Consider the following 23,572-nt stretch of genomic DNA (forward strand, 5'->3'; position numbering starts at 1 on the left):
GGCGGGGCGGCGGCCTCAGCCGCGACCCCGGATCATGGTCATGAAACGAACCTGTTCGGTCGGCTCGCTCTTGAAGGCGCCGGTGAAGGTGGTCGTCAGCGTCGTCGAGCCCTGCTTCTGGATGCCCCGCATCGCCATGCACATGTGCTCGGCCTCGATCATGACGGCGACGCCGCGCGGACGAAGTGTCTCGTCGATGGCGTTGGCGATCTGTGCCGTCATCGTTTCCTGGGTCTGCAGCCGGCGGCCGAAGATCTCGACCACGCGCGCGATCTTGGAAAGCCCGAGGACGCGGCCGGCCGGCAGATAGGCGACATGGGCGCGACCGATGATCGGCACCATATGGTGCTCGCAGTGCGAATAGAACGGGATGTCCTTGACGAGCACGATGTCGTCGTACCCCGCCACTTCCTCGAAGGTGCGACCCAGCACCTCCTCGGGATCGAGGTCATAGCCGGAAAACAGCTCGCGGTAGGCTTTTGCCACGCGGGACGGCGTGTCCAGCAGGCCCTCGCGCTCCGGATCGTCGCCGGCCCAGCGCAGCAGCACGCGAACGGCTTCCTCCGCCTCCTTCTGCGAGGGGCGGCCGGACTTGTCGTCGCCGACCGGAAAATTCTTTATTACGGCGTCCATGTATCCATGGCCTTTCTGCAGGTTGACTCGCGTCAATGTCGGACTCGCCACTGGCCATTCGCCTAACCCTGCAGGCTTGGGTTCCGTTGGCGGGCTCCGGGGCTTTCAGATCTCGGCTTCTCAGTGCACTCGATCGTCCGGCACGGTTTCCCAAACAACAGGCGACCTTTCGGATTGCAAAACGGTCGCCCCAACACGACATAGCATATAGTATCGGCCGATGGCTGTGGAAGAGGCCAGGGGCGACACCGAATGCTTTTTTCACGGCCGCGCTGGAAAATTGTGCCCGGCTGGAGCAAAATCGCGCACAAGGCAGAAACCGAGACAGGGAAATCGCGAAGTCCGATGGACGATATCTACAACAGTCGCATTCTTGATTTTGCAGGCAATATCCCGCGCATCGGGACGCTGGACAACGCCGATGCGGAGGCAGCCGCGCATTCGAAGCTCTGTGGTTCGCGGGTGCGGATCTGGCTGAAGATGGACGGCGACCGGATCAGCGATTTCGCGCATGACGTGAAGGCCTGCGCGCTCGGCCAGGCCTCGTCATCGATCATGGCGCGCCACGTGATCGGCGCGACGGCGATGGAGGTGCGCCAGGCGCGCGAAGACATGCTGGCGATGCTCAAGACCGACGGCGACGGGCCGAGCGGACGCTTCGAGGACATGCGCTTCCTGCGGCCGGTGCGCGACTACAAGGCCCGGCACGCCTCGACGATGTTGACCTTCGACGCCGTCGTCGACGCGATCGGCCAGATCGAGGCAAAGCGGCTGGAGACAGTGGGGTGAGGGGGCGCTTCCTGCCTTTCCGTCATCCCGGCCGGAGAGCCGGGATCCAGCGCGCTCAAGTCCTAGAGCGCGGACGAGACTTTTGCGCCGCAGACGCGGCGCTGCAGGATGTCGGCTCGAGGCAGGCATGACGGAGACGTTGCGGCATGTGTAACGCCCCCGACTGCGACCACACCTCCGATCGCCCCCGAAATCGCGGCCGCAACTGGTCCGGCCCCTTCGCCAAAACCCTGGGACGATTGTTCGGGATGGGGTTCATCCGCCTATACCAACTGACCCTGTCCGGCTTCATCGGCAATTCCTGCCGGCATCTGCCGACCTGCTCGGAATACGGCTACGAGGCGATCGCCCGGCACGGCCTTTGGTCCGGCGGCTGGATGACCCTGTTTCGCGTTGTCCGCTGCGGGCCGGGCGGAACATCGGGTTTCGACCCCGTTCCGGAGCGCCTGGCCACGCGCTTTGTCTGGTGGGCGCCCTGGCGGCTGTGGCGGGTGTCGTCCAGCAAAGCAGTCGGCACACTCTGAACTGGTGTTGAGCTCGGTGCCATCGCGGCGCTGGTGGCAGCAGAGAGCAAATTCTTTACTCGCGTCCTGAAACAAACTAATCAGGCGGCAGATCAATCACCCGACTGGTCATCTGTTATTTCGACCACCCGCATTCGTTGGCGGGACTGGATAGGAGTTCATGATGTCGAATACTGTTTCTCTCACTTTTCCCGATGGCTCCTTGCGCGAATTCCCAGCCGGTGCGACCGGCCGCGATGTGGCCGAGTCGATCTCCAAGTCGCTGGCCAAGAAGGCGGTTGCGATCGCGCTTGACGGCGAACTGCGCGACCTGTCCGATCCGGTCGCCAACGGCCGCATCGAGATCGTCACTCGCGAAGACGCCCGCTCGCTCGAGCTGATCCGCCATGACGCAGCGCACGTGATGGCCGAAGCTGTGCAGGAGCTGTGGCCGGGAACGCAGGTGACCATCGGTCCGGTGATCGAAAACGGTTTCTACTACGACTTCGCCAAGGACGAACCCTTCACGCCCGACGATCTGCCGAAGATCGAAAAGCGGATGAAGGAGATCATCGCCCGCAACAAGCCGTTCACCAAGGAGATCTGGTCGCGCGAGAAGGCGAAGGAAGTCTTTGCTGCCAAGGGCGAGGCCTACAAGGTCGAACTCGTCGACGCGATTCCCGAAGGCCAGGACCTGAAGATCTACTATCAGGGCGACTGGTTCGACCTGTGCCGCGGCCCGCACATGGCCTCGACCGGCCAGATCGGCACCGCCTTCAAGCTGATGAAGGTGGCCGGCGCCTACTGGCGCGGCGACAGCAACAACCCGATGCTGACCCGCATCTACGGCACCGCCTGGCATACCCAAGAAGAACTCGACAACTACCTGCACATCCTTGCCGAGGCAGAAAAGCGAGACCATCGTCGCCTCGGCCGTGAGATGGACCTGTTCCATTTCCAGGAGGAAGGTCCGGGCGTCGTCTTCTGGCACGGCAAGGGCTGGCGCATGTTCCAGACGCTGGTGGCCTATATGCGCCGCCGTCTCGCCAACACCTACCAGGAGGTCAACGCGCCGCAGGTGCTGGACAAGTCGCTGTGGGAGACCTCCGGTCACTGGGGTTGGTACCGCGACAACATGTTCAAGGTGACGGTTGCCGGTGACGACACCGACGACGACCGCGTCTTCGCGCTGAAGCCGATGAACTGCCCAGGTCACGTGCAGATCTTCAAGCATGGCTTGAAATCCTACCGCGAACTTCCTGTCCGGCTTGCGGAATTTGGCAACGTCCATCGCTACGAGCCGTCCGGCGCCCTGCACGGTTTGATGCGCGTCCGGGGCTTCACCCAGGACGACGCGCACGTCTTCTGCACCGACGAGCAGATGGCGGCCGAGTGCCTGCGCATCAACGACCTGATCCTGTCGGTCTACGAGGATTTTGGCTTCTCCGAGGTGGTGGTCAAGCTTTCGACCCGGCCGGAGAAGCGCGTCGGTTCCGACGAACTCTGGGACCGCGCCGAGGCCGTCATGATGGACGTGCTGAAGCAGATCGAGGCGCAGTCCGGCGGCAAGATTAAGACAGGCATCCTGCCGGGCGAGGGCGCGTTCTACGGCCCGAAGTTCGAATACACGCTGAAGGACGCGATCGGCCGCGAATGGCAGTGCGGCACGACCCAAGTCGACTTCAACCTGCCGGAACGCTTCGGCGCGTTCTACATCGACCAGGCCTCCGAGAAGCGCCAGCCGGTGATGATCCACCGTGCCGTCTGCGGATCGATGGAGCGCTTCCTCGGCATTCTGATCGAGAACTTCGCCGGCCACATGCCGCTGTGGATCTCGCCGCTACAGGTGGTGGTCGCCACGATCACTTCGGAGGCCGACGACTACGCCCGCGACGTCGCCGAGCAACTGCGCGATGCCGGCCTGGCGGTCGAGACCGACCTCCGCAACGAGAAGATCAACTACAAGGTCCGCGAACACTCCGTGACCAAGGTGCCGGTCATCATCGTCTGCGGCAAGCGCGAAGCCGAGGAGCGGACGGTCAACATCCGCCGGCTCGGCTCGCAGAACCAGACGTCGCTGTCGCTCGACGAGGCCATCGCAGCCTTGACGGACGAGGCAACGGCACCGGACCTGAAACGGAAGGCAACCCGCGTTATCGCCTGAAGCAACGCACTCGGGCTCCGCCTTCGTCACGAAGGTGGAGCCTGACTTCTATCGTTGTTGGGACTTCAGGACTTTCCGCAGCATCTGGATAGGACGAGATCCGGAAACGACCGCCTCGTTCAGGCGGCAGCCATCCGATGCGGCGGGACGAGACGCAATCAAATTAGTCGGTTATTACCTGCGCCTGCTGGTCGGGGTTTTCTGTCAAGAGCACCTCCACGTCGGTGTTCTGCCCGGCCGTCACGGTAAAGTCGCGCTGGTAGATCTGCTTCTTGTTGCGGGCCACGGCCGTATATTGACCTTCGGCGAGCACGAGCGTCGGAAAGGCCCCGACGCTTTCGCTGACCACGTCGCCGGAGGACGTCAGGATAGACCAGGCCGTATCAGCGATCGCTTCGCCGCCTTCTTCGGAGACGAGCTTGAGTGTCAGCTGCGCCGCCCGGTGCTGGATGGTCGCCTGGATCAGCTTGCCGGCCTCGACCTGGATATCGGCGCGAATCACCGCATTGACGGTGCCGTAGTCCGAAACGACGTGATAGGTGCCGGCGTTGAGGCGAACCACCGTGTTCGGCTTTACATCTGGGACGATCAGGCTGCGCTCGCCGTCCTCGCCGACCTCCGATGCGTAGATCGAGAAGGTGAGGTCGTTCGGCGGAATGCGCACGTCCGAGCCGGAGACGGCGTTCAGGGTGATGCCGCCTGCATCCAGCACCATGACCTGTTTGTCGACGGAGCCTGATTCGGGCACCAGCAGCTTCTTGGTGGCCGCGGCACGGCCGAACGCGACATTGACGAAGTACTCGCCCGGCACCAGCCGGAACGCCGCCGAACCACCCTCGGACGTTGCCAGCAGCGGCAGTTTGCCGTCGGCACCCGGGATGGGTGAGAAAATGCGCCAGCTAAGACCGTGCTGCATCGGCGAGCCGTCTTCGGTCAGCAGGGCGTCGCAGTTGACGTCGCGCAGGTTCTGCGGCTCGGACTCGCCGGTGACGAGGGGATTGAAGGACGTCAGCTTGCCGCTCTTCTTCGGTGTCGTGATCTGCGAAAAACTCTCCAGCGTATCCTGGGCGAGCGCGGCGCTGGCCACTGCCATGCAGGCGCAAAGAGAGAGTGTTCCGGCAAAAGCGGAAAGGCGTTGGGTGGGCATGGCGAAGGTTGACTTCCTGACTCGTTGGCTCCACTTGAATGCCCGGCACATGGCAATTTGATGGCCGCCCGACGGCCGCACGTTAGTGGAACTTCCCTTAGATGAAAACCGATATCAGACTTTTCGACTATCTTTCCAACCGTCGCTCCATCCCGGCCTTTCAGATGGCATCGCCGGGACCAGGCCAAGCGGAAGTCGAATCGATGCTGCGCCTTGCCTCGCGCGTGCCCGACCACGGCAAGCTGGCGCCCTGGCGCTTCATCGTCTATCGCGGCAGCGAACGTGAACGCATCAGCGCCGAACTCTTCAAGATAGCCATTGCGGACAAGCCTCATCTTTCGGCGGAAATGATTGCTGTTGAAAACACGCGGCTTTCGCGTGCCCCGGTCGTGGTTGCTGTCGTCAGCACCGCGGCACCACACGTGAAGATCCCCGAATGGGAACAACTGATGTCGGCCGGTGCTGTGTGCCTCAACCTGCTGATGGCAGCCAACGCCCATGGGTTCGCCTCCAACTGGCTGACGGAATGGTACGCTTTCGACGAGCGCGCCTACCCGGTGCTCGGCGTCAAGCCGGGCGAGAAGATTGCCGGCTTCATCCACATCGGCACCGCGATGGTTCCGCCGACCGAGCGGCCGCGTCCGGATCTCAAGGAGATCGTGTCCTGGGTCGGGGAGCCTGACTGAGGGAAAGGGATATGTTTTACGACACGGCGACCAACGCACATGGTTTGAGCCATGATCCGTTCAAGGCGATCGTGTCGCCACGGCCGATCGGCTGGATCGGCACGAAGGGCGCGGACGGAAGTCTGAATCTCGCGCCCTATTCCTTTTTCAACGCCATCAGCGACAAGCCCAAGCTGGTGATGTTCTCTTCGAGCGGCCACAAGCACAGCGTTCGGAATATCGAGGAGACCGGAGTCTTTACCTGCAGTTTCGCCAGTCGCAGCCTGGCCGACCAGATGAACATGACATCGATTCCCGCAGACTACGGCGAGAGCGAATTCGAGATCGCTGGATTGACCCCGATGCCGGCGCGGCTCGTTGACGCGCCCCTGGTCGCCGAAGCCCTCGCCGCGCTTGAATGCCGGATGACCGAGGTGATGCGGCCGCGCGGTTTGGATGGGCTGCCGTCGGAAAACTGGGTTGTCTTCGGCCAGGTGGTCGGCATCCACATCAAGGACGAAGCCGTGCGAGACGGCCGTTTCGACATGTCGGTCGCCCGGCCGATCGGACGCATGGGCTATATGGACTATTGCGATGCCGGCGACGTGTTCGAGATGATGCGTCCAGCGCGTCGGTAGCGCTTCAGCGCCGCCGGCTCCCGTCAGGCCTAGGCCTTGAACGCCGCATTGATTGCCGCAATTTGTCCGTGCTCAACAGTTGCGCGGCCATCGAAGCCGTCGGCTCGTGCCGCCTGGCATTGGCTTAAAAAATCCCAGCCGACAGGATTCGGGGTGACGTCATAGGCACAAACACCGGCCGCCTTCGCCGCTATCAAGGTGGCAGCGCGGGCCCGGGCGAAGGCGTCTGTCCAGCGGCCGTCCGCCTGCTGATGTCGTGCGGCCCCCAGTGTTTGCGCCAGCGCGCGCCAGTCCCAGACCAGGCCGTGCAGACGCGGCGATTTTCGGGAGAATCCGGCTTCTGAAAGCGGCGGCGGCAGGAGGCCGTCGGTGAAGGCCAGGATGCGTGTCGTTCCTTGCGTTACACCTTCTTCGGCCTCGGCGACGCACAGAAGCACGTCCAACCTCTGGACATCAGCGCCTGCATGGCAATTCGTCAGGACGACACCGGTCGGGCCGAGCCGGACCAGCGAGCGAAGGGTCCGCTCATCCTCGTCCGGTAGCGTGAGGAAGATGCCGAATCCGGGGGGCAAGCGCGGTGCCAGCGACGCACTGCACAGCACCGCATCGGCACCGCCGCCGTCTGGTGGGGCGTCTTTGTCGACAAGCAGCAACGAGTGAAACGATTTTGGCATGTTTCCTTGTAGGTCCGCTGGCCGTCGTCTGCAATGTGCCGGAGTTTTCCCGGAACTGACTGGACGGAGAACCCGCTTCTCCGCCGTCGCGTTTCGGGCGGGATGGCGGTTAATAGACATGGTGAACCAATCGTAAACCATTTTTGGCTAGCGTTGACGCATCGCAGATAGACTCTGAATCATTGGGGCGCCACGTGATCATCCACGCCTTTCTCAGATGGGCTGAAACCGCAAAGACCAGCGACCGGTCGAGGGCTGCAGGTGCGCTCGCCAGGGCCTATGCCAGCGGCTCCATCGGCCATGACGAGCGCAAAGCCGCCGAGATGGCGATGCTTTTCCTGCTGGACGACCCCGCGCCGAAGGTGCGCCTGGCGCTGGCCGAGGCGCTCGCCGACTGCGCAGACGCGCCCCGCGCGGTGATCGTGCCACTGGCGGAGGATCAGCCCGAGATCGCCGCGCAGGTCATTCTGCGTTCGCAGGTGCTAACGGACGCCGACTTTGTCGATCTTGCCGCCAAGTGCGGCGACGTCACGCGGTCCCTGATTGCCCACCGCCCCGTCCTGTCGCGGGCAGTCTGCGCGGCTCTGATCGAGATCGGCAGCGTGTTCGACGTGCTGACATTGCTGGCGAATGACGGCGCCCCGTTCTCGAAGCGGAGCCTGAAGCGGATTTGCGAGCGGCACGGCGACGATGCGGAGGTCCGGGCCCTGCTCCTGGAGCGGGAAGATCTTCCCAGCGACGCCCGGCACGCGCTCGTCGAGAAGGTCGGAACGGCGCTGGCTGGTTCTTTTCTGGTGCAGGCCGCGATCGGGACGAGCCGCGTGCAACGCGTCACGCGCGAGGCTTGCGATGTGGCGACGATCGGTTTGGCGGCCCATGCCGAAGCCGGGGAGATCGACCAATTGGTGGAGCACCTTCGCGTCTGCGGTCGTCTCACCCCGCTGTTCCTAATGCAGGCCCTTTGCGCGGGGCGCATCGAGTTCTTTGCCTCCGCCATCGTCAACCTGTCCGGTCAGCAGGAACGTCGCGTCCGGTCGATCCTGGCCGACGGCCGTCAGGCCGCCATTCGGGCCTTGTTCGAGGCCTCGGGCCTGGGGCGTGATGTGAGCGCCCTGTTTGCCGACGCGGTCATGCTTTGGCGCAAGGACGCAAGGCGCGGCGCGGCGCCAGCCACCGTGTCCGCGCGGCTTGCCGCGCGCGCCGGCGAGGCGGTCAGCGGCGCCTCGCGGGAGTTGCTGGAGATGATCGAAGGATTTTCGCGCGCCGAACAGCGTCAATCCGCGCGGGCCTTTGCCTTGCAGGCCCAAGTCGCCGCCTGACTTCCGCAGCCGGCTTCCGTAGCTCAGGCTTTTGCGCGGTTTCTTGCTTTTTGCGGGTGTTTCCGTCCGGGTGCTATTTCCCGACCAACCGTCGCTATGGAACGACGATGGACACGGTCAAATGTCGATGTTTTCGGCGAAGGCGGCGCGTTCCTGGATGAAACGGAAGCGCGCGTCGGCCTTGGTTCCCATCAGGTTGTCCACGGCCTCACGCGTACCCTCGAAATCGACGTCATCGACCTCGACCTTGAGAAGCGTGCGCTTGCGCGGATCCATCGTCGTTTCCTTCAATTGCGCCGGTAGCATCTCGCCGAGGCCCTTGAAGCGGCCGATCTCGACCTTGCCGCGGCCGGCAAATACCGTCCGCATCAGTTCCTCGCGATGGGCGTCGTCGCGGGCATAGCCCACTTTCGCACCCTGGCTGATGCGATAGAGCGGCGGCACGGCGAGATAGAGGTGCCCGCCGCGGATCAGGTCCGGCATCTCCTGGTAGAAGAAGGTTATCAGCAGCGTGGCGATGTGTGCCCCGTCGACGTCGGCGTCGGTCATGATGATGACGCGCTCATAACGCAGGTCTTCTTCACGATACTTCGACCGCGTCCCGCAGCCCAGCGCCTGGATCAGGTCGGCGATCTGCTGGTTGGCGCCAAGCTTTTCGCGGCCGGCGCTGGCGACGTTCAAGATCTTGCCGCGCAGCGGCAGGATCGCCTGGTTGGCGCGATTGCGGGCCTGCTTGGCGGAGCCACCGGCCGAATCGCCCTCGACGATGAAGAGCTCTGCGCCCTCGGCGGAGTTCTGCGAGCAGTCGGCCAGCTTGCCGGGGAGGCGCAGTTTGCGCACCGCCGTCTTGCGGCTGACTTCCTTTTCCTTGCGGCGGCGAAGGCGCTCTTCGGCGCGTTCGATGACCCATTCGAGCAGCTTGGCTGCTTCGGCGGGGTTGTCGGCGAGGTAGTGGTCGAACGGGTCGCGCAGCGCGTTCTCGACGATGCGCTGGGCTTCGACTGTGGCAAGCTTGTCCTTCGTCTGGCCGACGAATTCCGGTTCGCGGATGAATACCGACAGCATGCCGACGGCCGAGATCATCACGTCGTCGGTGGTGATGACGGATGCACGCTTGTTCTGCGTCAGCTCGGCGTAGTTCTTCAGTCCCTTCGTCAGGGCGATGCGAAGGCCGGCCTCATGCGTGCCGCCGTCTCCGGTCGGGATCGTGTTGCAATAGGAATGGATGAGCGAATCGCCGCCATACCAGGTGACCGCCCATTCGAGCGCTCCGTGGCCGCCGGATTTCTCGGTCTTGCCGGCGAAGATCTCGCGCGTGACGGTGTATTCCTTGCCGAGGTTGGCCTGCAGATAGTCCTTCAGGCCGCCCGGAAAGTGAAAGACGGCCTTGTCCGGCGTGTCCGAGCCCTCCTGCAAGAGCGACGGGTCGCAACTCCAGCGGATCTCGACGCCGCCGAAGAGATAGGCCTTGGAACGGGCCATGCGGAACACGCGCCCCGGGTCGAAATGAGCGTGCGGGCCAAAGATCTCCGGGTCCGGATGGAATCGCACCTTCGTGCCGCGACGGTTCTGCACGTCGCCGACCTCTTCCAGTGGCCCCTGCGCAACACCGCGCGAAAAGCGCTGGCGGTAGAGCTTGCGGTTGCGGGCGACTTCGACCTCGAGATGGTCGGAAAGCGCATTGACGACGGAGACGCCGACGCCGTGCAGGCCGCCCGAGGTCTCGTAGGCCTTGCCGTCGAATTTGCCGCCGGCGTGTAGCACCGTCAGGATGACCTCGAGCGTGGACTTGCCCGGCATCTGCGGATGGTTTTCCACCGGAATGCCGCGACCATTGTCCGTGACGGTCAAGAAGCCCTCGGCGTCGAGGCTCACCTCAATGAAGTTGGCATGGCCGGCGACGGCCTCGTCCATCGCGTTGTCGATCACCTCGGCAAAGAGGTGGTGCAGCGCTTTCTCGTCCGTGCCGCCGATATACATGCCAGGACGCATGCGGACCGGTTCGAGCCCTTCGAGGACGCGGATCGCTGACGCATCGTAGTTTCCGCCATCGCCGGTTGCCGGGGCCGGACGCGCGGCAGCCGGTGCTGCTGCGGTGCCCGGCTGCGCGGGACGTGGTGCTGCGTCAGCTGCTGCCGCAGTTTTAGGCGTGCTTTCGACGTTTGCAAAAAGATCGTTGTTATCGTCCATCGGGCGTTCAGACTTTGTTCCGGGTTGGCCTCGAAATAGGCCGAGTTGGCTGGCAATTGCAAGGCTTCGCATCGGTCCGGCGAATCACTGCAAGTCTGCCAGAATTCGACTGGTTTCGCGATTCGTTCTCTTTCGAGGCTTTCCGCGCGCCGATCAAATTTCCGGCGAGGATTGCGCCGCGAGGCCCGGAATGGCAAGACTTGCCGGCCCAAGGGAGCCAGACTTGATGCCTCAGTCCACAATTCATTGCCGCCCACGGCTTGTTCTGGCCGCAATCCTGCTTTCCGCCCTACCGTACACGGCGATGGCGGCAGCATTGCAGCCCTGGAAGGACGAGCTTTTCTCTTATCCCGCGGTACTCGAAACCTCCGACGGCGGTGCGTTGCGCGTGATCGACTACCAGGAAATGCGCGACATCAACGGTCGCGATCAGGTGCCGGAGCGACGCGCCAAGGCGCCATACGTTTCCACCGCCGTGAAGCGCGAACAGGAGAACCTGACGCTCGATACACCGGGCGGGCCGCTCGACGTGGCGGTGACCGGACAGCAGAAGGGGGCCGCTTTCACCGTGATCTTCATCCACGGCCGCGGCGGGGACCGAAGGCTCGGCAACAACGACTGGAGCTTTGGCGGCAACTTCAACCGGCTGAAGAACCTCGCGATGCGCAACGGTGGCGTTTACTACTCCGCAAGCGTCAAAAGCTTCGACGAGAAGGGAGCCGCACCCATTGCCGGTCTCATCGCGGAAGCACGGCGAAACTCGCCCGGCGCGCCCGTCGTCCTGTCCTGCGCCTCGATGGGCAGCTTCATCTGCTGGCAGATCGCGCGCGATGCCGAGGCGGTGCAGGACCTGGCCGGTATGGTCATCATGGGTGGGGCTGCCGATCCGAACTATGCCGACAGTGCCGCCTACAAGGCGAAGCTGCCGATCTATTTCACCCACGGCGACCGCGACAAGGTTTACGCTGCTGACGACCAGATCGCGCTGTTCCGCGGGCTCCTGAAAGTCGGCATCCCCACGCAGTTCGTTCTGTTTCAAGCCGGATCGCACGGCACGCCGATTCGAATGACGGACTGGCGCGAGACGCTTAACTGGATCCTAGCGCAATAAGATCCGGGAGTGCGGCGCGCGAAGCGGCTGCGCTTTGCCCTTACATTGATCGCACAGATTTGCTAGGTCGCTCGAAACGATCGATACCCTTGGAGGCAGCATGACCCCGGACGTGACCCCGCTTGTAGCCGGAAACTGGAAGATGAATGGCACTCGGGCCTCGCTCGACCAGATCAAGGCGATGGCAGAAGGGGTGAAGGGGCCGCTGTCGGACAAGGTGGAGACGCTGATCTGCCCGCCGGCGACGCTGCTCTATGTCGCGACCGCGCTCTGCGACGACAGCCCGTTGATGATCGGGGCGCAGGACTGCCATCATAAGGTCTCCGGCGCCCATACCGGCGACGTTTCCGCCGAAATGATCGCCGATTGTTTCGGAACCCACGTCATCGTCGGACACTCGGAACGCCGCACCGATCATGCCGAGACCGACGCCTTGGTGCGGGTGAAGGCCGAACGGGCCTATGAGGCCGAACTGGTTGCGATCATCTGCATCGGCGAGACAGGCGACGAGCGCAAGGAGGGCAAGACGCTCGACGTGCTGAAGGCTCAGCTTGCCGGCTCCGTGCCGGACGGCGCGACGGCGGAAAATACGGTGATCGCCTATGAGCCGGTCTGGGCGATCGGCACGGGCCTGACGCCGACGGCTACAGACGTTGCCGAGGCCCATGCCTTCATGCGCGACGAACTGAAGGCACGGTTCGGCGGGGAGGGCGCGACGATGCGGCTTCTCTATGGCGGCTCCGTCAAGCCGGGCAATGCTAAGGAACTGATGGGCATTGCCAACGTCGACGGTGCCCTGATCGGTGGGGCGAGCTTGAAGTCTGAAGACTTTCTCGCCATTTACCGCGCATACGACGCGTTGACGGCCTGACGCCGGCTTTTGCCGGGCAAGGGCTTGGAATGACCGGCGGCTTGGTATATTGAGCCGCATTCTCCTTTCTTGTGCCTTCGGGCGGGATATCAAAATGCAGACCGTTTTGCTTGTCATTTATCTCATGGTCGTCGTGGCTCTGATCGGCATCGTGCTGATCCAGCGGTCCGAGGGCGGCGGTCTCGGCATCGGCGGCGGCTCCGGCTTTATGTCGGCCCGTGGCGCCGCCAACGCCCTGACCCGCACGACGGCGATCCTGGCCACGCTGTTCTTCGTGCTGGCGCTCGCCATGGGCATCCTGTCCCGCTACGAGTCGAAGCCGACGGACATCCTTGACCGGATCCCAGGCACGTCTGGCAACGGCGCGGGGGTTCTGGACTCGCTCGGTGGTGAGACCCCGGCTCCGGCCGCTCCCGCTGCTCCGGCAAACAACAACGCCGTTCCGACCGATAGCGGCGCGGCTACCGCTCCGGCCACGGGCGGCAGCCAGGCGCCTGCAGCTCCGAGCCAGTCGACCGACGTTCCAACCGGTCAGTAACAGAGCGAACGATGTGATCCGGCCGGCCGGCGCCTTCGCCCGCCGGCCGTCTTCTTGTGCGAAAACCAGGCGTTCCCCACGAAAAATTTCCCTAAGGTGATTTTTCGGTGGCGGAATCATTAGTGAAAAGGTATCCGGTGACTCCCATGGCGCGATATGTATTCATCACAGGCGGCGTGGTTTCTTCCCTCGGAAAAGGAATTGCGGCCGCCGCTCTCGGAGCGTTGCTTCAGGCCCGTGGCTACCGGGTGAGGCTTCGCAAGCTGGACCCCTACCTCAACGTCGACCCGGGCACGATGAGCCCGACGCAGCACGGCGAGGTTTTCGTCACCGACGATGGCGCGGAGACGGATCTGGACCTCGGCCACTACGAACGCTTTACCGGCCGCTCGGCCACCAAGACCGACAACATCACCACCGGTCGTATCTACAAGAACATCATCGACAAGGAACGGCGCGGCGACTATCTCGGCGCCACCGTTCAGGTGATCCCGCACGTCACGAACGAGATCAAGGACTTCGTCACCGATGGCAACGAGGACTACGATTTCGTCATCTGCGAGATCGGCGGGACGGTCGGCGACATCGAGGCCATGCCGTTCATGGAGGCGATCCGCCAGCTCGGCAACGACTTGCCGCGCGGCACTGCGGTCTACGTCCACCTGACGCTGATGCCCTACATTCCGGCTGCCGGCGAACTCAAGACCAAGCCGACGCAGCACTCGGTCAAGGAACTGCAGGCACTCGGCATCCACCCCGACATTCTGCTGGTCCGCGCCGATCGCGAGATCCCGGAGGCCGAGCGCAGGAAGCTGTCGCTGTTCTGTAACGTGCGTGCCTCTGCAGTCATCCAGGCGCTGGACGTTTCCTCGATCTACGACGTGCCGCTCGCCTATCACAAGGAAGGCCTCGACGACGAGGTGCTGGCCGCGTTCGGCATCGAGCCGGCGCCGAAGCCCCGTCTCGAACCCTGGCAGAACGTTTCCGATCGCATCAAGACGCCGGAAGGCGAAGTGACGATCGCGATCGTCGGCAAATACACGGGGCTCAAGGACGCCTACAAGTCGCTGATCGAGGCGCTGTACCACGGCGGCATTGCCAACCACGTGAAGGTCAAGCTCGACTGGATCGAGTCCGAGGTGTTCGAGAAGGAAGACCCGGCGCCGTATCTTGAGAAAGTGCATGGCATCCTCGTTCCGGGCGGCTTCGGGGAACGCGGTTCGGAAGGCAAGATCCAGGCGGTCAAGTTCGCGCGCGAGCGCAAGGTTCCCTATTTCGGCATCTGCTTTGGCATGCAGATGGCGGTGGTCGAGGCGGCCCGCAACCTGGCCGGCATCGAGAAGGCGTCGTCCACGGAATTCGGCAAGACCGAGGAGCCCGTCGTTGGGCTTATGACCGAGTGGGTCAAGGGCAACGAGTTGCAGAAGCGCACCGCTTCCGGCAATCTCGGCGGCACAATGCGGCTCGGTGCCTATCGGGCGTCGCTGAAGGCGGGCACCAAGATTGCCGACATCTATGGCTCTACCGAAATATCCGAGCGCCACCGCCACCGTTACGAGGTGAACGTCGACTACAAGGATCGGCTCGAGAGCTGCGGTCTGGTCTTCTCGGGCATGTCGCCGGACGGCGTTCTGCCGGAAACGATCGAGTACCCCGACCATCCGTGGTTCATCGGCGTCCAGTATCATCCGGAACTGAAGAGCCGACCGCTCGACCCGCACCCGCTGTTCGCAAGCTTCATCGAGGCGGCGCTGGAACAGTCGCGGCTGGTCTGACGCTCGATTGGCAAATCATGAATAAAGGGCCCGGTCGAAATGCCGGGCCTTTTCATTTCCGGATCGACTTCGCAGCGGCCTGTCTCAGAACCGTGCCCGCATCGTCGCCAGGAAGGTTCGACCCTGCGCAGGAATATCGAGCGCCATCTCGATGTCCGTGTCGAAGATATTCTGCGCAAGGAAGCCGAGTTCCAATTGGCCGCTCGGCGACTTCCAGGAGATCGAGGCATCGGTCGTCGTGTACGGGTCGAGGTCGACAATGATCCGTTCACCGCTCCTGTCGAGGCCCTGGGCGCCGACGCGCGAACCGACGAACGTCTGGGCGATCGTCGTCTGGATGCGCCACGGGCTGACATAGGTCAGGCCGATGCGGCCGATGTAATCGGGGACCAGCGGAATGTCTTCGTCCTGGCCGATGAAAGGCGTCGTGTCCTGGCTCTCGTTCCAGCTGAAGGAGCCGAACAGCCCAAGTCCGTCGCCGACCCAGTAATTGGCGCTCAGGCGGATGCGATCGAGGTTCCCGCTCCACGTATCGAAGCTGCCGAGCAGATCCGGGACTTGCAGATTGAGCCCGTCGAACCGCTGGTGCTGGTATTCGGCCGCTGTAAAGAAGCGCTCGTTCCATTCCGCATCCCAGCGCACGGCGGCAGTCTGGCTTTGCCCGCCGAGGAAAAGCGGCAGTTCGAGAGGCGTCAATCCGACGGTGGAGATCGGGGACAGCGTGTAGTTGCTGCCCAGCTGCGTGTCCTGGCGGAAATAGGCACGCAGCCAGTGGTCCTCAACCGGCGACCAGGCGACACCGAGGCGTGGGTCGACCGGTCCCCAGGCCGTATCGCGGCCGCCGTCGAAATTGACGTAGACGCCGCCTTGGAGTTGGAGATTGCCGGATACGTCCCAGATCGCGTCGGCATAGGTCCGGCCTGCCCAGGAGTCGTCTGATTCGCTGATTGGGTTGAAGAAAAAGTCGCGGATCAGGTCGTAGGAGACGCTTGTAAACTCGCTGCGGTTGGCAATCGCCTCCGCACCGTAGCGAAGCGTCACCGGGCCCAGGCCCACAAGGTGGCTCAGACCGAGCGTAAAGGTGTCGCTGTCGTCTTCCTGGTTGACCCGAAAGGGGCCAAATTCATCTTCCAGATCGACCTGTGTTTCGGTTTCTGTTTTCGCCGCCACGGCAAGGGCCTGCAGGATGCTGTGGTCGGATATGGTGTGGCTCCACGCGCCACCGATGGTTCTGACCTGGTTTGTTTCTTCATCGAACGGGGTCGGGAACGAAATCTGTCCAGGGAAGTCCCGATCGACATTCACAGTGTCGCCGAACAGAACGATGCCGTCCGCAAGGGTCGGACGGAGGCCGATCTGAAAGGTGCCCCCCTCGAAATCGAAGCGGTCATGCTCGCGTTCGTTTTCTGGACGCGAGATGTCCGCCTGCAGGAAGTAGCTGACCGGAAAGCCCGTATAACTGGTCCCCTGGACGAGGATGTTGCCGTTCCAACCCGTGTTGCCGCTATCGGAGAGCAGCCCGGCGCCAAGCGCGGTCTCAAAGAAGCTGCGCCGTTCGAGCGAGTTGCGCTTCTGCTCGGATGCCACCGCCAGCGGATCGAGCAGCAGGCCCTGGATCTCCGCGGATCGGTCTGTGGCGCCCAACTGCACATGCTCCACACCATTCAACGGTTCGCGGACAAAGGGGCTCAGGCGGCCGCTCGCAGCCTCGTCGAAATAGGTGGAGGCCATGAAGGGATCGGCGCCCCGGTCCGCGTAGTAGCGTCCCCAGTCGTCCAGGCCGATGTTTTCCAGCGTGATCCCCAGGAAGGAGGAGGTCTGGCGGTTGGGATCATAGCCGGCGTAGTAGCCGCCGCGGGCCATGCGGCGCCGCAGCGCTTCGCGCGCCTCGATGATGGCCTCGTCGGCGCGATACTGGTCCAGCGCAATGCCGGAGCGGATCAGCGGGATCGACGGGTTCTCCGGGTCGAAGCGGTCGGCATTGTCGAGCGCCTGGGCGGCCTCGACCTCGGAGCCGAGCTGATAGGAGGCGATCGCCTGGCCGATCAGCGCGTCGCCATAGGTCGGATTGACGGCGGAGGCCTGCAGCAGCACCTGCTCGCCCTCGGCGGTCCTGCCCATCCGCAGCAGATAGCGCCCCTTTGCCGCCAGAACCGCATAGGACGTCGGATCCAGCTTCTCGGCGATGTCGATCTGCTGCTTGGCCGCCTGCACCTGGTCGTTGTCCATCAGGAAACGGGCATAGTTGGCGTAGAGCACCGCATTCTCGGGATTGAGCACGATCGCTTCCCGGTACGCCGCGTTTGCCTCGATCGGGGCATTGCGGTCCTGGTAGACGATCCCGAGCTCGTTCCAGATCGCGTCGGCGCCGGGTGCAACTTCGGCCGCGCGGCGGAGATCGGCGAGCGCGCTGTCGAGATCGCTCGAAACGGTCGCGCGGGAGCGCGCGCTGATCAGCAGCAGGGTCGGGTCGTCGGGATCGAGCCCGCGGGCGCGCTCGAGCGCCTCGCGCACCTCATCCCGGCGATCGAGTTCATAGGCAAGCCCGGCGCGCATCGCGGGCAGCCGCGCGTCATTTGGAAACCGCTTTTCTGCCTCCCGCAAAAGATCGATCGCAGCCGTTGTCCCGCCGACATGGGCAAGGGCGGTCGCGCGCGCGATCACGGCCGCCGGGTCCGCGGCAAAGGCGTTCTCGGGCGGCGGACTTGCCTTGCTGTCGGGATCGGCGAGCGTTGCCGCGAACCAGCGGCCGTAAGTCGCCGATGCCTTGCGATCGGCCGGCAGGCCGGGCAGGGCCTCGGCAAACAGGCGCGCCGCCTCGGGATAGCGCAATTCCTGTCCGGCAATCATCGCCTCGACGAGTTTTGCCCGCGCTTCCAGCATGGCGGGCAGCGGCCGCTTGAGATGCGACAGTGCCGTTCTGGCGGCGGCGCGGCCATCGAGGGACAGTGCGGCCTCGGCGAGCGCCAGCCAGTCGGCCTGCGTGCGCTCGGCTTCGGGAACGGCAAGGATGCGGGCGCGTTCGGCGCGCGTGCTAGGGCCGTCCATCCCGCTTGCCGGCAATGTGGCGAAGGCGCCGCGCAGTTCGCCATAGAGCAGGACCTGCTCGCGTTCCTCGAGGTTGACGAGCGTATATTTGCGGGGCGCCTGTCCGATCGCGGCGATGGCACCTTCGCCCTGGTTCACGGTCACCGAGCCTTGCGCGTTGGCGAGTTCCACCGTTCCCTCCAGAACGGTCAGCGTCGTCTGGTTGCCATCCACGCGCAGCGTCCAGTCCGTACCGCGGATGGCGGCGGCGGCGGCGGGGGTCTCGACGATGAGGCCGCTGCCGCCGCGCTTGGCGCGTGCCCAGATCACGCCGGAGGACAACTCGACCTCGCCGTTCGACTGGCCGTCGATCTTTTTCACGATCAGTGTGGTGTTGCGCCCCATGCGCATCTGCGTGCTGTCGGAGAAGAGAATGGCCAGGCTGCCATAGGCGTTGGTGCGCAGCGTATCGCCGGCGAGCAGGTCCTGGTTAACCTCGACACCGCGCCAATCCGGCACATCGTTGAAACGCACTTCCTCGCCGGAGCGGCGGGAAATCACCGAACCATCTGCAGCCGAGATGCGCGGATAGGGATCCGCGAAGGCCGGCGCAACACCGCCCAGGACCGCCAAAGCGGCAATGCCTGCTGTCAGCCTGCGCATGAAATTTCCCGATAACCCCTCAATGGTGACGATATGCGAATGCAATGATTTGCTTGTCAACGTGCGCTGGTACATGTCGGCTATATCAATCCATCGGCGAGCCGCCGGGTGTTACCGCGGAAACACGCCTGCTCGATGCGACGTCGTTAGCCCTTGAGATGGCTTATGAGATTGCGCCCGCGTCGCAAGGCTGTGACGGCAGCACCGACAGCGACGATCCAGAGCGCTATCTCCACAACGGGCAAGCGATCGTCCCACGTAGCCGCAAGTGCAGAGATCACCGCGGCAGCGGTCATGACGGCCATCCGGTGCTGCTTTGCCATCGGGCCGGAAAAGTCGGCGGCAGCCCCTGTCGCGCGCCCGAGTTCGCGAACGTAAGCCGTCAGGATGGCGAGCGCCGCGGCCGCCCAGCCGAGCGCCGGCGTGCTCGCGCCGTAGCCCGCGCCAACCAGGATCAGGATGTCCGCTACGCGATCGGGAAACTCGTTCCAGAACGGGCCATCCGCCTCGCCCTTGCCGCCCTCGATGGCAACCATGCCGTCGAAGAGATTGCACAGCAGCCGCAACTGGCAGAAGAGGGCCGCGGCAAGGAGGAGGGCGGTGTGGTTGACACCCTCGTTCAAACCGCCGATCCAGAAACTGAGGCCCGCCAAGGCTGCGGCGACCATGCTCGCCTGCGAGATCTGGTTCGGCGTGATCGATCGCTTGGCGAGCCAACGGGCAATGGACTGCGCCCAATGGGTGTCGCGGCTGGCAAGGGGGCGGCGGTCTCCGCTGTCGGTCATGGCGTAGGGTGCTCCGGCGATAAAGCGAATAGTTACAGGTGGCTCAGGCGCGTCATGCTGCTGTCAGACAGGCGCCGGAGGCGGCTCATGTCAGTGACCACCAATAGCGTACGATGTGGAAGAAGATCGGCGCCGAGAACACGACCGAGTCCAGCCGGTCAATCAGCCCGCCGTGCCCCTCGACGATGTGACCCCAGTCTTTCACGCCGCGATCCCGTTTGATCGCCGACATGACGAGCCCCCCGAAGAAGCCCATCAGCGTCATGACGAGCGCCATCAGCCCCGCTTGCAGCGGCGTAAACGGCGTGATCCACCACAGCGCTGCGCCGATCAGCGTGGCGCTCGCCACGCCGCCGACAAAGCCTTCGAGCGTCTTCGACGGCGACAGTTTCGGCGCGATCCTGTGCCGGCCGAAAAGTTTGCCCCAGATGTATTGCAGCACATCGCTCATCTGCACGACGATAACCAGGAAGGCGATCAAGAGGACATTGCGGCCTTCGTAGCCCGGGATCTGCAGCGTCAGCAGGGCGGGGACATGCGACACGCAGAAGACGCAGATCATCAGCGCCCACTGCACTTCGGCGACGCGATCGAGGAAACGTTCCGTGTCGCCCCTCAGTACGGCAATGATCGGCATCAGCAGAAAGGCATAGACCGGAATGAAGATCGCATAGAGGCCGTACCAATCCGTTGCCACAAGGTAGTACTGCACGGGCAGGACGACGAAGAAGGCGGCGGCGAGCGCCCAGTGGTCGGCCCGACGGGTGCTTGTCAGGGTCACGAATTCCCGCAGGGCCGCGAAGGAGCAGAAGGTAAAGAGGACGATGACGCCAGCTCGACCAGCGAGGAAGGCGACGCCCAGCAGGGTCGCCATTACCCACCAGGCGTTGATGCGCGCGTTCAGGTTCTCGATCGCCGCGTTCGACCGATCCGGCGACAGGCGCCGCTGCAGCACCTGTCCGATGACCGAGGCGACAATCAGGAAGATGCCGATGCCGAGGACGAGGGCGAGGAGATCCGAACGGGCCTGGCTCATGCAATCGCGTCCGGATGTGGTGAGAGTGCCAGCAGGGCGGCGCGGGCGCGCGCGAGGAAGGCGTCCTTCGCCTCGTTGGGGCGAACCCGCATCGGCTGGCCGAACGTCACGGTGCAGATGAGCGGGATCGGCACGAACTCACCCTTCGGCATGACGCGGTTGAGATTGCTGATCCACACCGGGACCAGATCGATTTCGGGGTGGGTGGAGGCGAGGTGGAAGAGGCCGCTCTTGAGGGGCAGGAGCGGATCGTCGGTCTGGTTGCGCGTGCCTTCCGGAAAGAGGATGAGCGAGGCGCCCTTGTCGAGCGTCTGCGCCATGCGGCCGACGGGGTCCTCGCTGCGCGCTTCCCGGTTCCTCTCGATCAGCACGGCGTTGAACACGTCGCGCCCGATGAAGCGATTGAGCCTCGATTTGAGCCAGTAGTCGGCACCGGCGACCGGTCGCGTCTGCCGGCGCAGCCTGGGTGGCAGCACCGTCCAGATGAGAATGAAATCGCCATGGCTGCTGTGGTTGGCGAAGTAGATGCATTGCCCTGACGGCGGCCCCTCGTCCGACCAGACGGCGCGCACGGCCGTAATCGCTCGGGCAAAGAGCAGAACAAAGATCGCGACCGGGCGGGCCACAAGCGAACGGAGGCGAGCTGAGCCAGGCGTGACGTCGGAGGATTGGAAGGTTGTCGCCACGTGGAGATCTGCCAGCTGTTGCTTGTTGTTCTGACCGGTGATGCCCGGTTCCTGTCATTTACGTTTGGAATTCGTGGATTATTCCGTCGTGACGGGCGGCGCCGTTCCGGGGATCGGCACTTTGTCTGCAGGTGCTTGACCATCTGTCTCGAAACGCTGCCGCACAACCGTGACCGTGCAAGGTGCGTGGGCGGCCACCGCGCCCGAGACACTGCCGAGCATGGAGCGCATCCGCGATTCACTGCGGGCGCCCATGATGATCTGGTCGACGCGGTTCTGCCGGGCAAATTCCAGGATCGCATCGGCTGGCGACACGGCCTCCAGAACGTGGAATGTTATCGGCCCGCCGCGCGCCTTCAGTGGCGCGGCCCAGGAATTCAATTCCGCAAGCCGCAGGACGCGCTTGTTGCGCCCCTCGTCGTCGAGGGACATATCGATTGCGACCCGATTGATGCGCAGAACGTTGACGCACGCGATGCGGGCGCCCGGCATGCCGTCGACGATCGAAGCGACGGCGCGCCGCAGCGGGCCTGCCGTGGCAGACGCTGCCGCTCCAAGGTCGAGGGCGACGAGAACCATGCGCGGGTCCGCCTTCTGCGCGATATCCGGATGCGGGTTCAAAGTCTCGATCGGACCGGGATTGAAACGACGGCGGATCACCTCGAGATAGGGATCCCTTTTCATCCTCGAGGCGCGTGCCGTCAATTTGACCCGCGACAGGTCCTGCAGGTCGGCGGCAAGTTCGGCCGCGGTGAGGTACCGCCAGGCCGGATTGACCTCGAGGCAGCGCAAAATGACCTCTTGCAGAGCGTGCGGGATGGCGTCGTTTCGGGCGCGAGGCGGCCACGGATCGCGCCAGAGCCGTCGCTTGAGACCGCCAAGGCGCTGCGGATCGCCGAAGGGATGCTCGCCGGTCGCGAAAAAATACAACATCGACCCGAGGGCGAAAATGTCGCTGCGGTAATCGTGTCGCCGGCCGAGAACCTGCTCGGGCGCCATGTAGGGCGCAGTCCCGTAGGGCAGGCGAAATTCCTCCTGCATCAGGTCCGGCAGCAGATTGTGGCGGGCGAGGCCATAGTCGATCAGCACCGCTTCTCCGGTTTCGCGCATCAACACGTTGGCGGGCTTGATGTCGAGATGGACGACGTGTTGGCGATGTAGCGCATCGAGCGCAATCGCGACGCTTGCGCCGTGTCGGGCGACTTCGTCGGGCGGCAGCGGCAGGCGGTCCGAGAGCGTGGCGAGGGAGGCGCCGGGGACCCGTTCCATGACGATATGGGGCAATGAGGAAAAGTCGCCGCTGCCTACAAAGCGCGGCACGTGCGGCCCCGAGAGCCGCGGCAGGATCAACTGCTCCATCTCGAAGCTGACGATCGCCGCCGGATCGTCGCCTTCACCGAGCATCGGGATCTTCATCAGGAGTGGAAAATCGATGTCCGGGCGCGACACGCTCCACAGGCGGGCCATGCCGCCGGTATGGGCAAGTTCGCCGATCGTGAAACCATCGACGACATCACCGGTGTGGACGCGACCGTTGGACATCCGTCAACGCCCTTCCAGAAGGCGATCTGCGAGCGAGCGCGGCAGCCCGGCTGCACGGATCTTCTCCGCGGCCAGTTCGACATCATAGGGTGCGCGCATGAAACGAAGCTCGTTGGTCTCTGTATCGAGAAGGCAGAAGGCGGCGGCGGGATTGCCGTCGCGGGGTTGCCCCACGGATCCGACAACCGCCAGCCACTTGCGTTGCGGCAGGAGCGGGATGGGCGTGGCGTCGCGCGGCTCGAACGGCGTCGTCTTGTTCGTCGGGCCGGTGCAGTAAAGCGCCGGGACGTGCACGTGGCCGCAGAAACTGACACGCTCCAGGCAAGCTGCGAGGTGTGCATGGGCATCCGCGCTGTCCAGGACGTAGTTCCATCGATCCGGGGCCGTTGCATCAGAATGAACATAGCAGCGGCCTCCCTCCCGCGCCTCCATCGGCAGGGCAGCGAGAAAAGCGCGTGCTTCCTCGCCAAGTTGCCGGCGCGTCCACTCCATCGCCAGCGCGGCGGTAGGGTTCATCCTGGTCGCGGTGTCCGATACGGCCTCGTCATGGTTGCCGCGCAATACGATCGCACCGCTTTCCGTCAGCGCCATGGCGCGCTCGGTGCACCATACGGGATCGGCGCCATAGCCGACGAGATCGCCGAGGATAACGACCTCCGAAGCGCCCGCGACCTCGCTGGAAGCCAGCACCGATTCAAGGGCCTCGCGGTTGGCATGAATGTCTGAAAGAATGGCAATCAGCATGGTGCGACCATCGGGCAAATGCGGCAGGACGCAACCATAGCGATTCTTGTCGAGCACGACTATTCGCCGAAC

Annotated in this window: 20 protein-coding genes; 10 read left to right on the forward strand and 10 right to left on the reverse strand. The window is 63.9% G+C overall.

All coding sequences use genetic code 11. From position 1 onward, the window contains the following. Positions 1-15 precede the first annotated feature (15 nt). Positions 16-633: a GTP cyclohydrolase I FolE gene (gene folE, locus AC1DDS_RS20330; protein WP_477480501.1), complete on the reverse strand. Its 618-nt coding sequence runs from the start codon at positions 631-633 to the stop codon at positions 16-18. A 345-nt stretch (positions 634-978) separates the two neighbouring features. On the opposite strand from folE, the gene AC1DDS_RS20335 reads away from it, so the two are divergent. From AC1DDS_RS20335 to thrS, 3 genes are all read left to right on the forward strand, one after another. Beyond that, entirely contained in the window at positions 979-1,422 is a 444-nt protein-coding gene (locus AC1DDS_RS20335) for an iron-sulfur cluster assembly scaffold protein (RefSeq protein WP_477480502.1), read from the forward strand. Between the two features lie 146 nt (positions 1,423-1,568). After that, positions 1,569-1,946, forward strand: a complete 378-nt coding sequence (gene yidD, locus AC1DDS_RS20340; RefSeq protein ID WP_477480503.1) for a membrane protein insertion efficiency factor YidD — start codon at positions 1,569-1,571, stop codon at positions 1,944-1,946. 163 nt (positions 1,947-2,109) lie between these two features. Then, positions 2,110-4,089: a threonine--tRNA ligase gene (thrS, locus tag AC1DDS_RS20345; protein WP_477480504.1), complete on the forward strand. Its 1,980-nt coding sequence runs from the start codon at positions 2,110-2,112 to the stop codon at positions 4,087-4,089. A 163-nt stretch (positions 4,090-4,252) separates the two neighbouring features. Here the strand turns inward: thrS and AC1DDS_RS20350 are convergent, their stop codons facing one another. Next, the gene (locus AC1DDS_RS20350; RefSeq protein ID WP_477480574.1) at positions 4,253-5,182 is read right to left on the reverse strand and encodes a hypothetical protein; all 930 of its coding nucleotides are present in this window, start codon (positions 5,180-5,182) and stop codon (positions 4,253-4,255) included. A 155-nt stretch (positions 5,183-5,337) separates the two neighbouring features. Between AC1DDS_RS20350 and AC1DDS_RS20355 the strand changes: the two genes are divergently transcribed. Beyond that, on the forward strand, positions 5,338-5,922 hold the full coding sequence (locus AC1DDS_RS20355) for a nitroreductase family protein (protein WP_477480505.1): 585 nt from the start codon (positions 5,338-5,340) through the stop codon (positions 5,920-5,922). 11 nt (positions 5,923-5,933) lie between these two features. After that, a complete protein-coding gene (locus AC1DDS_RS20360) occupies positions 5,934-6,539 on the forward strand; it encodes a flavin reductase family protein (RefSeq protein ID WP_477480506.1) in 606 nt (201 codons plus the stop codon). A 29-nt stretch (positions 6,540-6,568) separates the two neighbouring features. On the opposite strand, the gene AC1DDS_RS20365 is transcribed toward AC1DDS_RS20360, so the two are convergent. Next, complete coding sequence (locus AC1DDS_RS20365) at positions 6,569-7,213, reverse strand: hypothetical protein (RefSeq protein WP_477480507.1); 645 nt, start codon at positions 7,211-7,213, stop codon at positions 6,569-6,571. Positions 7,214-7,407: 194 nt separating this feature from the next. On the opposite strand from AC1DDS_RS20365, the gene AC1DDS_RS20370 reads away from it, so the two are divergent. Beyond that, positions 7,408-8,532, forward strand: coding sequence for a DUF2336 domain-containing protein (locus AC1DDS_RS20370; RefSeq protein ID WP_477480508.1), 1,125 nt, complete (start codon positions 7,408-7,410; stop codon positions 8,530-8,532). Positions 8,533-8,649: 117 nt separating this feature from the next. Here the strand turns inward: AC1DDS_RS20370 and parE are convergent, their stop codons facing one another. Next, a complete protein-coding gene (gene parE, locus AC1DDS_RS20375; RefSeq protein ID WP_477480509.1) occupies positions 8,650-10,722 on the reverse strand; it encodes a DNA topoisomerase IV subunit B in 2,073 nt (690 codons plus the stop codon). 226 nt (positions 10,723-10,948) lie between these two features. Here parE and AC1DDS_RS20380 point away from each other — a divergent pair, with 226 nt between their 5' ends. The 4 genes from AC1DDS_RS20380 to AC1DDS_RS20395 all read left to right on the forward strand — a co-directional run bounded on the left by AC1DDS_RS20380 (position 10,949) and on the right by AC1DDS_RS20395 (position 15,017). Next, complete coding sequence (locus tag AC1DDS_RS20380; protein ID WP_477480510.1) at positions 10,949-11,833, forward strand: alpha/beta hydrolase; 885 nt, start codon at positions 10,949-10,951, stop codon at positions 11,831-11,833. A gap of 100 nt (positions 11,834-11,933) precedes the next feature. Next, positions 11,934-12,704, forward strand: coding sequence for a triose-phosphate isomerase (gene tpiA, locus AC1DDS_RS20385; RefSeq protein ID WP_477480511.1), 771 nt, complete (start codon positions 11,934-11,936; stop codon positions 12,702-12,704). A gap of 94 nt (positions 12,705-12,798) precedes the next feature. Further along, complete coding sequence (gene secG / locus AC1DDS_RS20390) at positions 12,799-13,242, forward strand: preprotein translocase subunit SecG (RefSeq protein WP_477480512.1); 444 nt, start codon at positions 12,799-12,801, stop codon at positions 13,240-13,242. 146 nt (positions 13,243-13,388) lie between these two features. After that, positions 13,389-15,017 (forward strand): CTP synthase, encoded by a 1,629-nt coding sequence (locus AC1DDS_RS20395; protein ID WP_477480513.1) that lies wholly within the window; start codon positions 13,389-13,391, stop codon positions 15,015-15,017. Between the two features lie 84 nt (positions 15,018-15,101). Here AC1DDS_RS20395 and AC1DDS_RS20400 read toward each other — a convergent pair whose 3' ends face one another. The 6 genes from AC1DDS_RS20400 to AC1DDS_RS20425 form a co-directional block, all read right to left on the reverse strand. Beyond that, positions 15,102-18,707, reverse strand: coding sequence for a FecR domain-containing protein (locus AC1DDS_RS20400; protein WP_477480514.1), 3,606 nt, complete (start codon positions 18,705-18,707; stop codon positions 15,102-15,104). A gap of 146 nt (positions 18,708-18,853) precedes the next feature. After that, complete coding sequence (locus tag AC1DDS_RS20405; protein WP_477480515.1) at positions 18,854-19,492, reverse strand: CDP-alcohol phosphatidyltransferase family protein; 639 nt, start codon at positions 19,490-19,492, stop codon at positions 18,854-18,856. Between the two features lie 85 nt (positions 19,493-19,577). After that, on the reverse strand, positions 19,578-20,528 hold the full coding sequence (locus AC1DDS_RS20410) for a phosphatidate cytidylyltransferase (protein WP_477480516.1): 951 nt from the start codon (positions 20,526-20,528) through the stop codon (positions 19,578-19,580). Further along, entirely contained in the window at positions 20,525-21,154 is a 630-nt protein-coding gene (locus AC1DDS_RS20415; protein WP_477480575.1) for a lysophospholipid acyltransferase family protein, read from the reverse strand. The genes AC1DDS_RS20410 and AC1DDS_RS20415 overlap by 4 nt, the downstream gene beginning before the upstream one ends. A 138-nt stretch (positions 21,155-21,292) precedes the next feature. Beyond that, positions 21,293-22,756, reverse strand: a complete 1,464-nt coding sequence (locus AC1DDS_RS20420) for a serine/threonine protein kinase (RefSeq protein ID WP_477480517.1) — start codon at positions 22,754-22,756, stop codon at positions 21,293-21,295. A gap of 3 nt (positions 22,757-22,759) precedes the next feature. After that, positions 22,760-23,500, reverse strand: a complete 741-nt coding sequence (locus tag AC1DDS_RS20425) for a metallophosphoesterase family protein (protein ID WP_477480576.1) — start codon at positions 23,498-23,500, stop codon at positions 22,760-22,762. Between the last annotated feature and the right edge of the window lie 72 nt (positions 23,501-23,572).

This window comes from Mycoplana sp. 10N416 (assembly GCF_056394765.1).

Coding starts and splice junctions, on each gene's coding strand:
- AC1DDS_RS20395 (WP_477480513.1), top strand. CDS start 13,389: ATGGCGCGATATGTATTCATCACAGGCGGCGTGGTTTCTTCCCTCGGA.
- AC1DDS_RS20405 (WP_477480515.1), bottom strand. CDS start 19,492: ATGACCGACAGCGGAGACCGCCGCCCCCTTGCCAGCCGCGACACCCAT.
- tpiA (WP_477480511.1), top strand. CDS start 11,934: ATGACCCCGGACGTGACCCCGCTTGTAGCCGGAAACTGGAAGATGAAT.
- folE (WP_477480501.1), bottom strand. CDS start 633: ATGGACGCCGTAATAAAGAATTTTCCGGTCGGCGACGACAAGTCCGGC.
- AC1DDS_RS20400 (WP_477480514.1), bottom strand. CDS start 18,707: ATGCGCAGGCTGACAGCAGGCATTGCCGCTTTGGCGGTCCTGGGCGGT.
- AC1DDS_RS20410 (WP_477480516.1), bottom strand. CDS start 20,528: ATGAGCCAGGCCCGTTCGGATCTCCTCGCCCTCGTCCTCGGCATCGGC.
- parE (WP_477480509.1), bottom strand. CDS start 10,722: ATGGACGATAACAACGATCTTTTTGCAAACGTCGAAAGCACGCCTAAA.
- AC1DDS_RS20360 (WP_477480506.1), top strand. CDS start 5,934: ATGTTTTACGACACGGCGACCAACGCACATGGTTTGAGCCATGATCCG.
- AC1DDS_RS20355 (WP_477480505.1), top strand. CDS start 5,338: ATGAAAACCGATATCAGACTTTTCGACTATCTTTCCAACCGTCGCTCC.
- AC1DDS_RS20420 (WP_477480517.1), bottom strand. CDS start 22,756: ATGTCCAACGGTCGCGTCCACACCGGTGATGTCGTCGATGGTTTCACG.
- secG (WP_477480512.1), top strand. CDS start 12,799: ATGCAGACCGTTTTGCTTGTCATTTATCTCATGGTCGTCGTGGCTCTG.
- AC1DDS_RS20365 (WP_477480507.1), bottom strand. CDS start 7,213: ATGCCAAAATCGTTTCACTCGTTGCTGCTTGTCGACAAAGACGCCCCA.
- thrS (WP_477480504.1), top strand. CDS start 2,110: ATGTCGAATACTGTTTCTCTCACTTTTCCCGATGGCTCCTTGCGCGAA.
- AC1DDS_RS20335 (WP_477480502.1), top strand. CDS start 979: ATGGACGATATCTACAACAGTCGCATTCTTGATTTTGCAGGCAATATC.
- yidD (WP_477480503.1), top strand. CDS start 1,569: ATGTGTAACGCCCCCGACTGCGACCACACCTCCGATCGCCCCCGAAAT.
- AC1DDS_RS20425 (WP_477480576.1), bottom strand. CDS start 23,500: ATGCTGATTGCCATTCTTTCAGACATTCATGCCAACCGCGAGGCCCTT.
- AC1DDS_RS20350 (WP_477480574.1), bottom strand. CDS start 5,182: ATGGCAGTGGCCAGCGCCGCGCTCGCCCAGGATACGCTGGAGAGTTTT.
- AC1DDS_RS20380 (WP_477480510.1), top strand. CDS start 10,949: ATGCCTCAGTCCACAATTCATTGCCGCCCACGGCTTGTTCTGGCCGCA.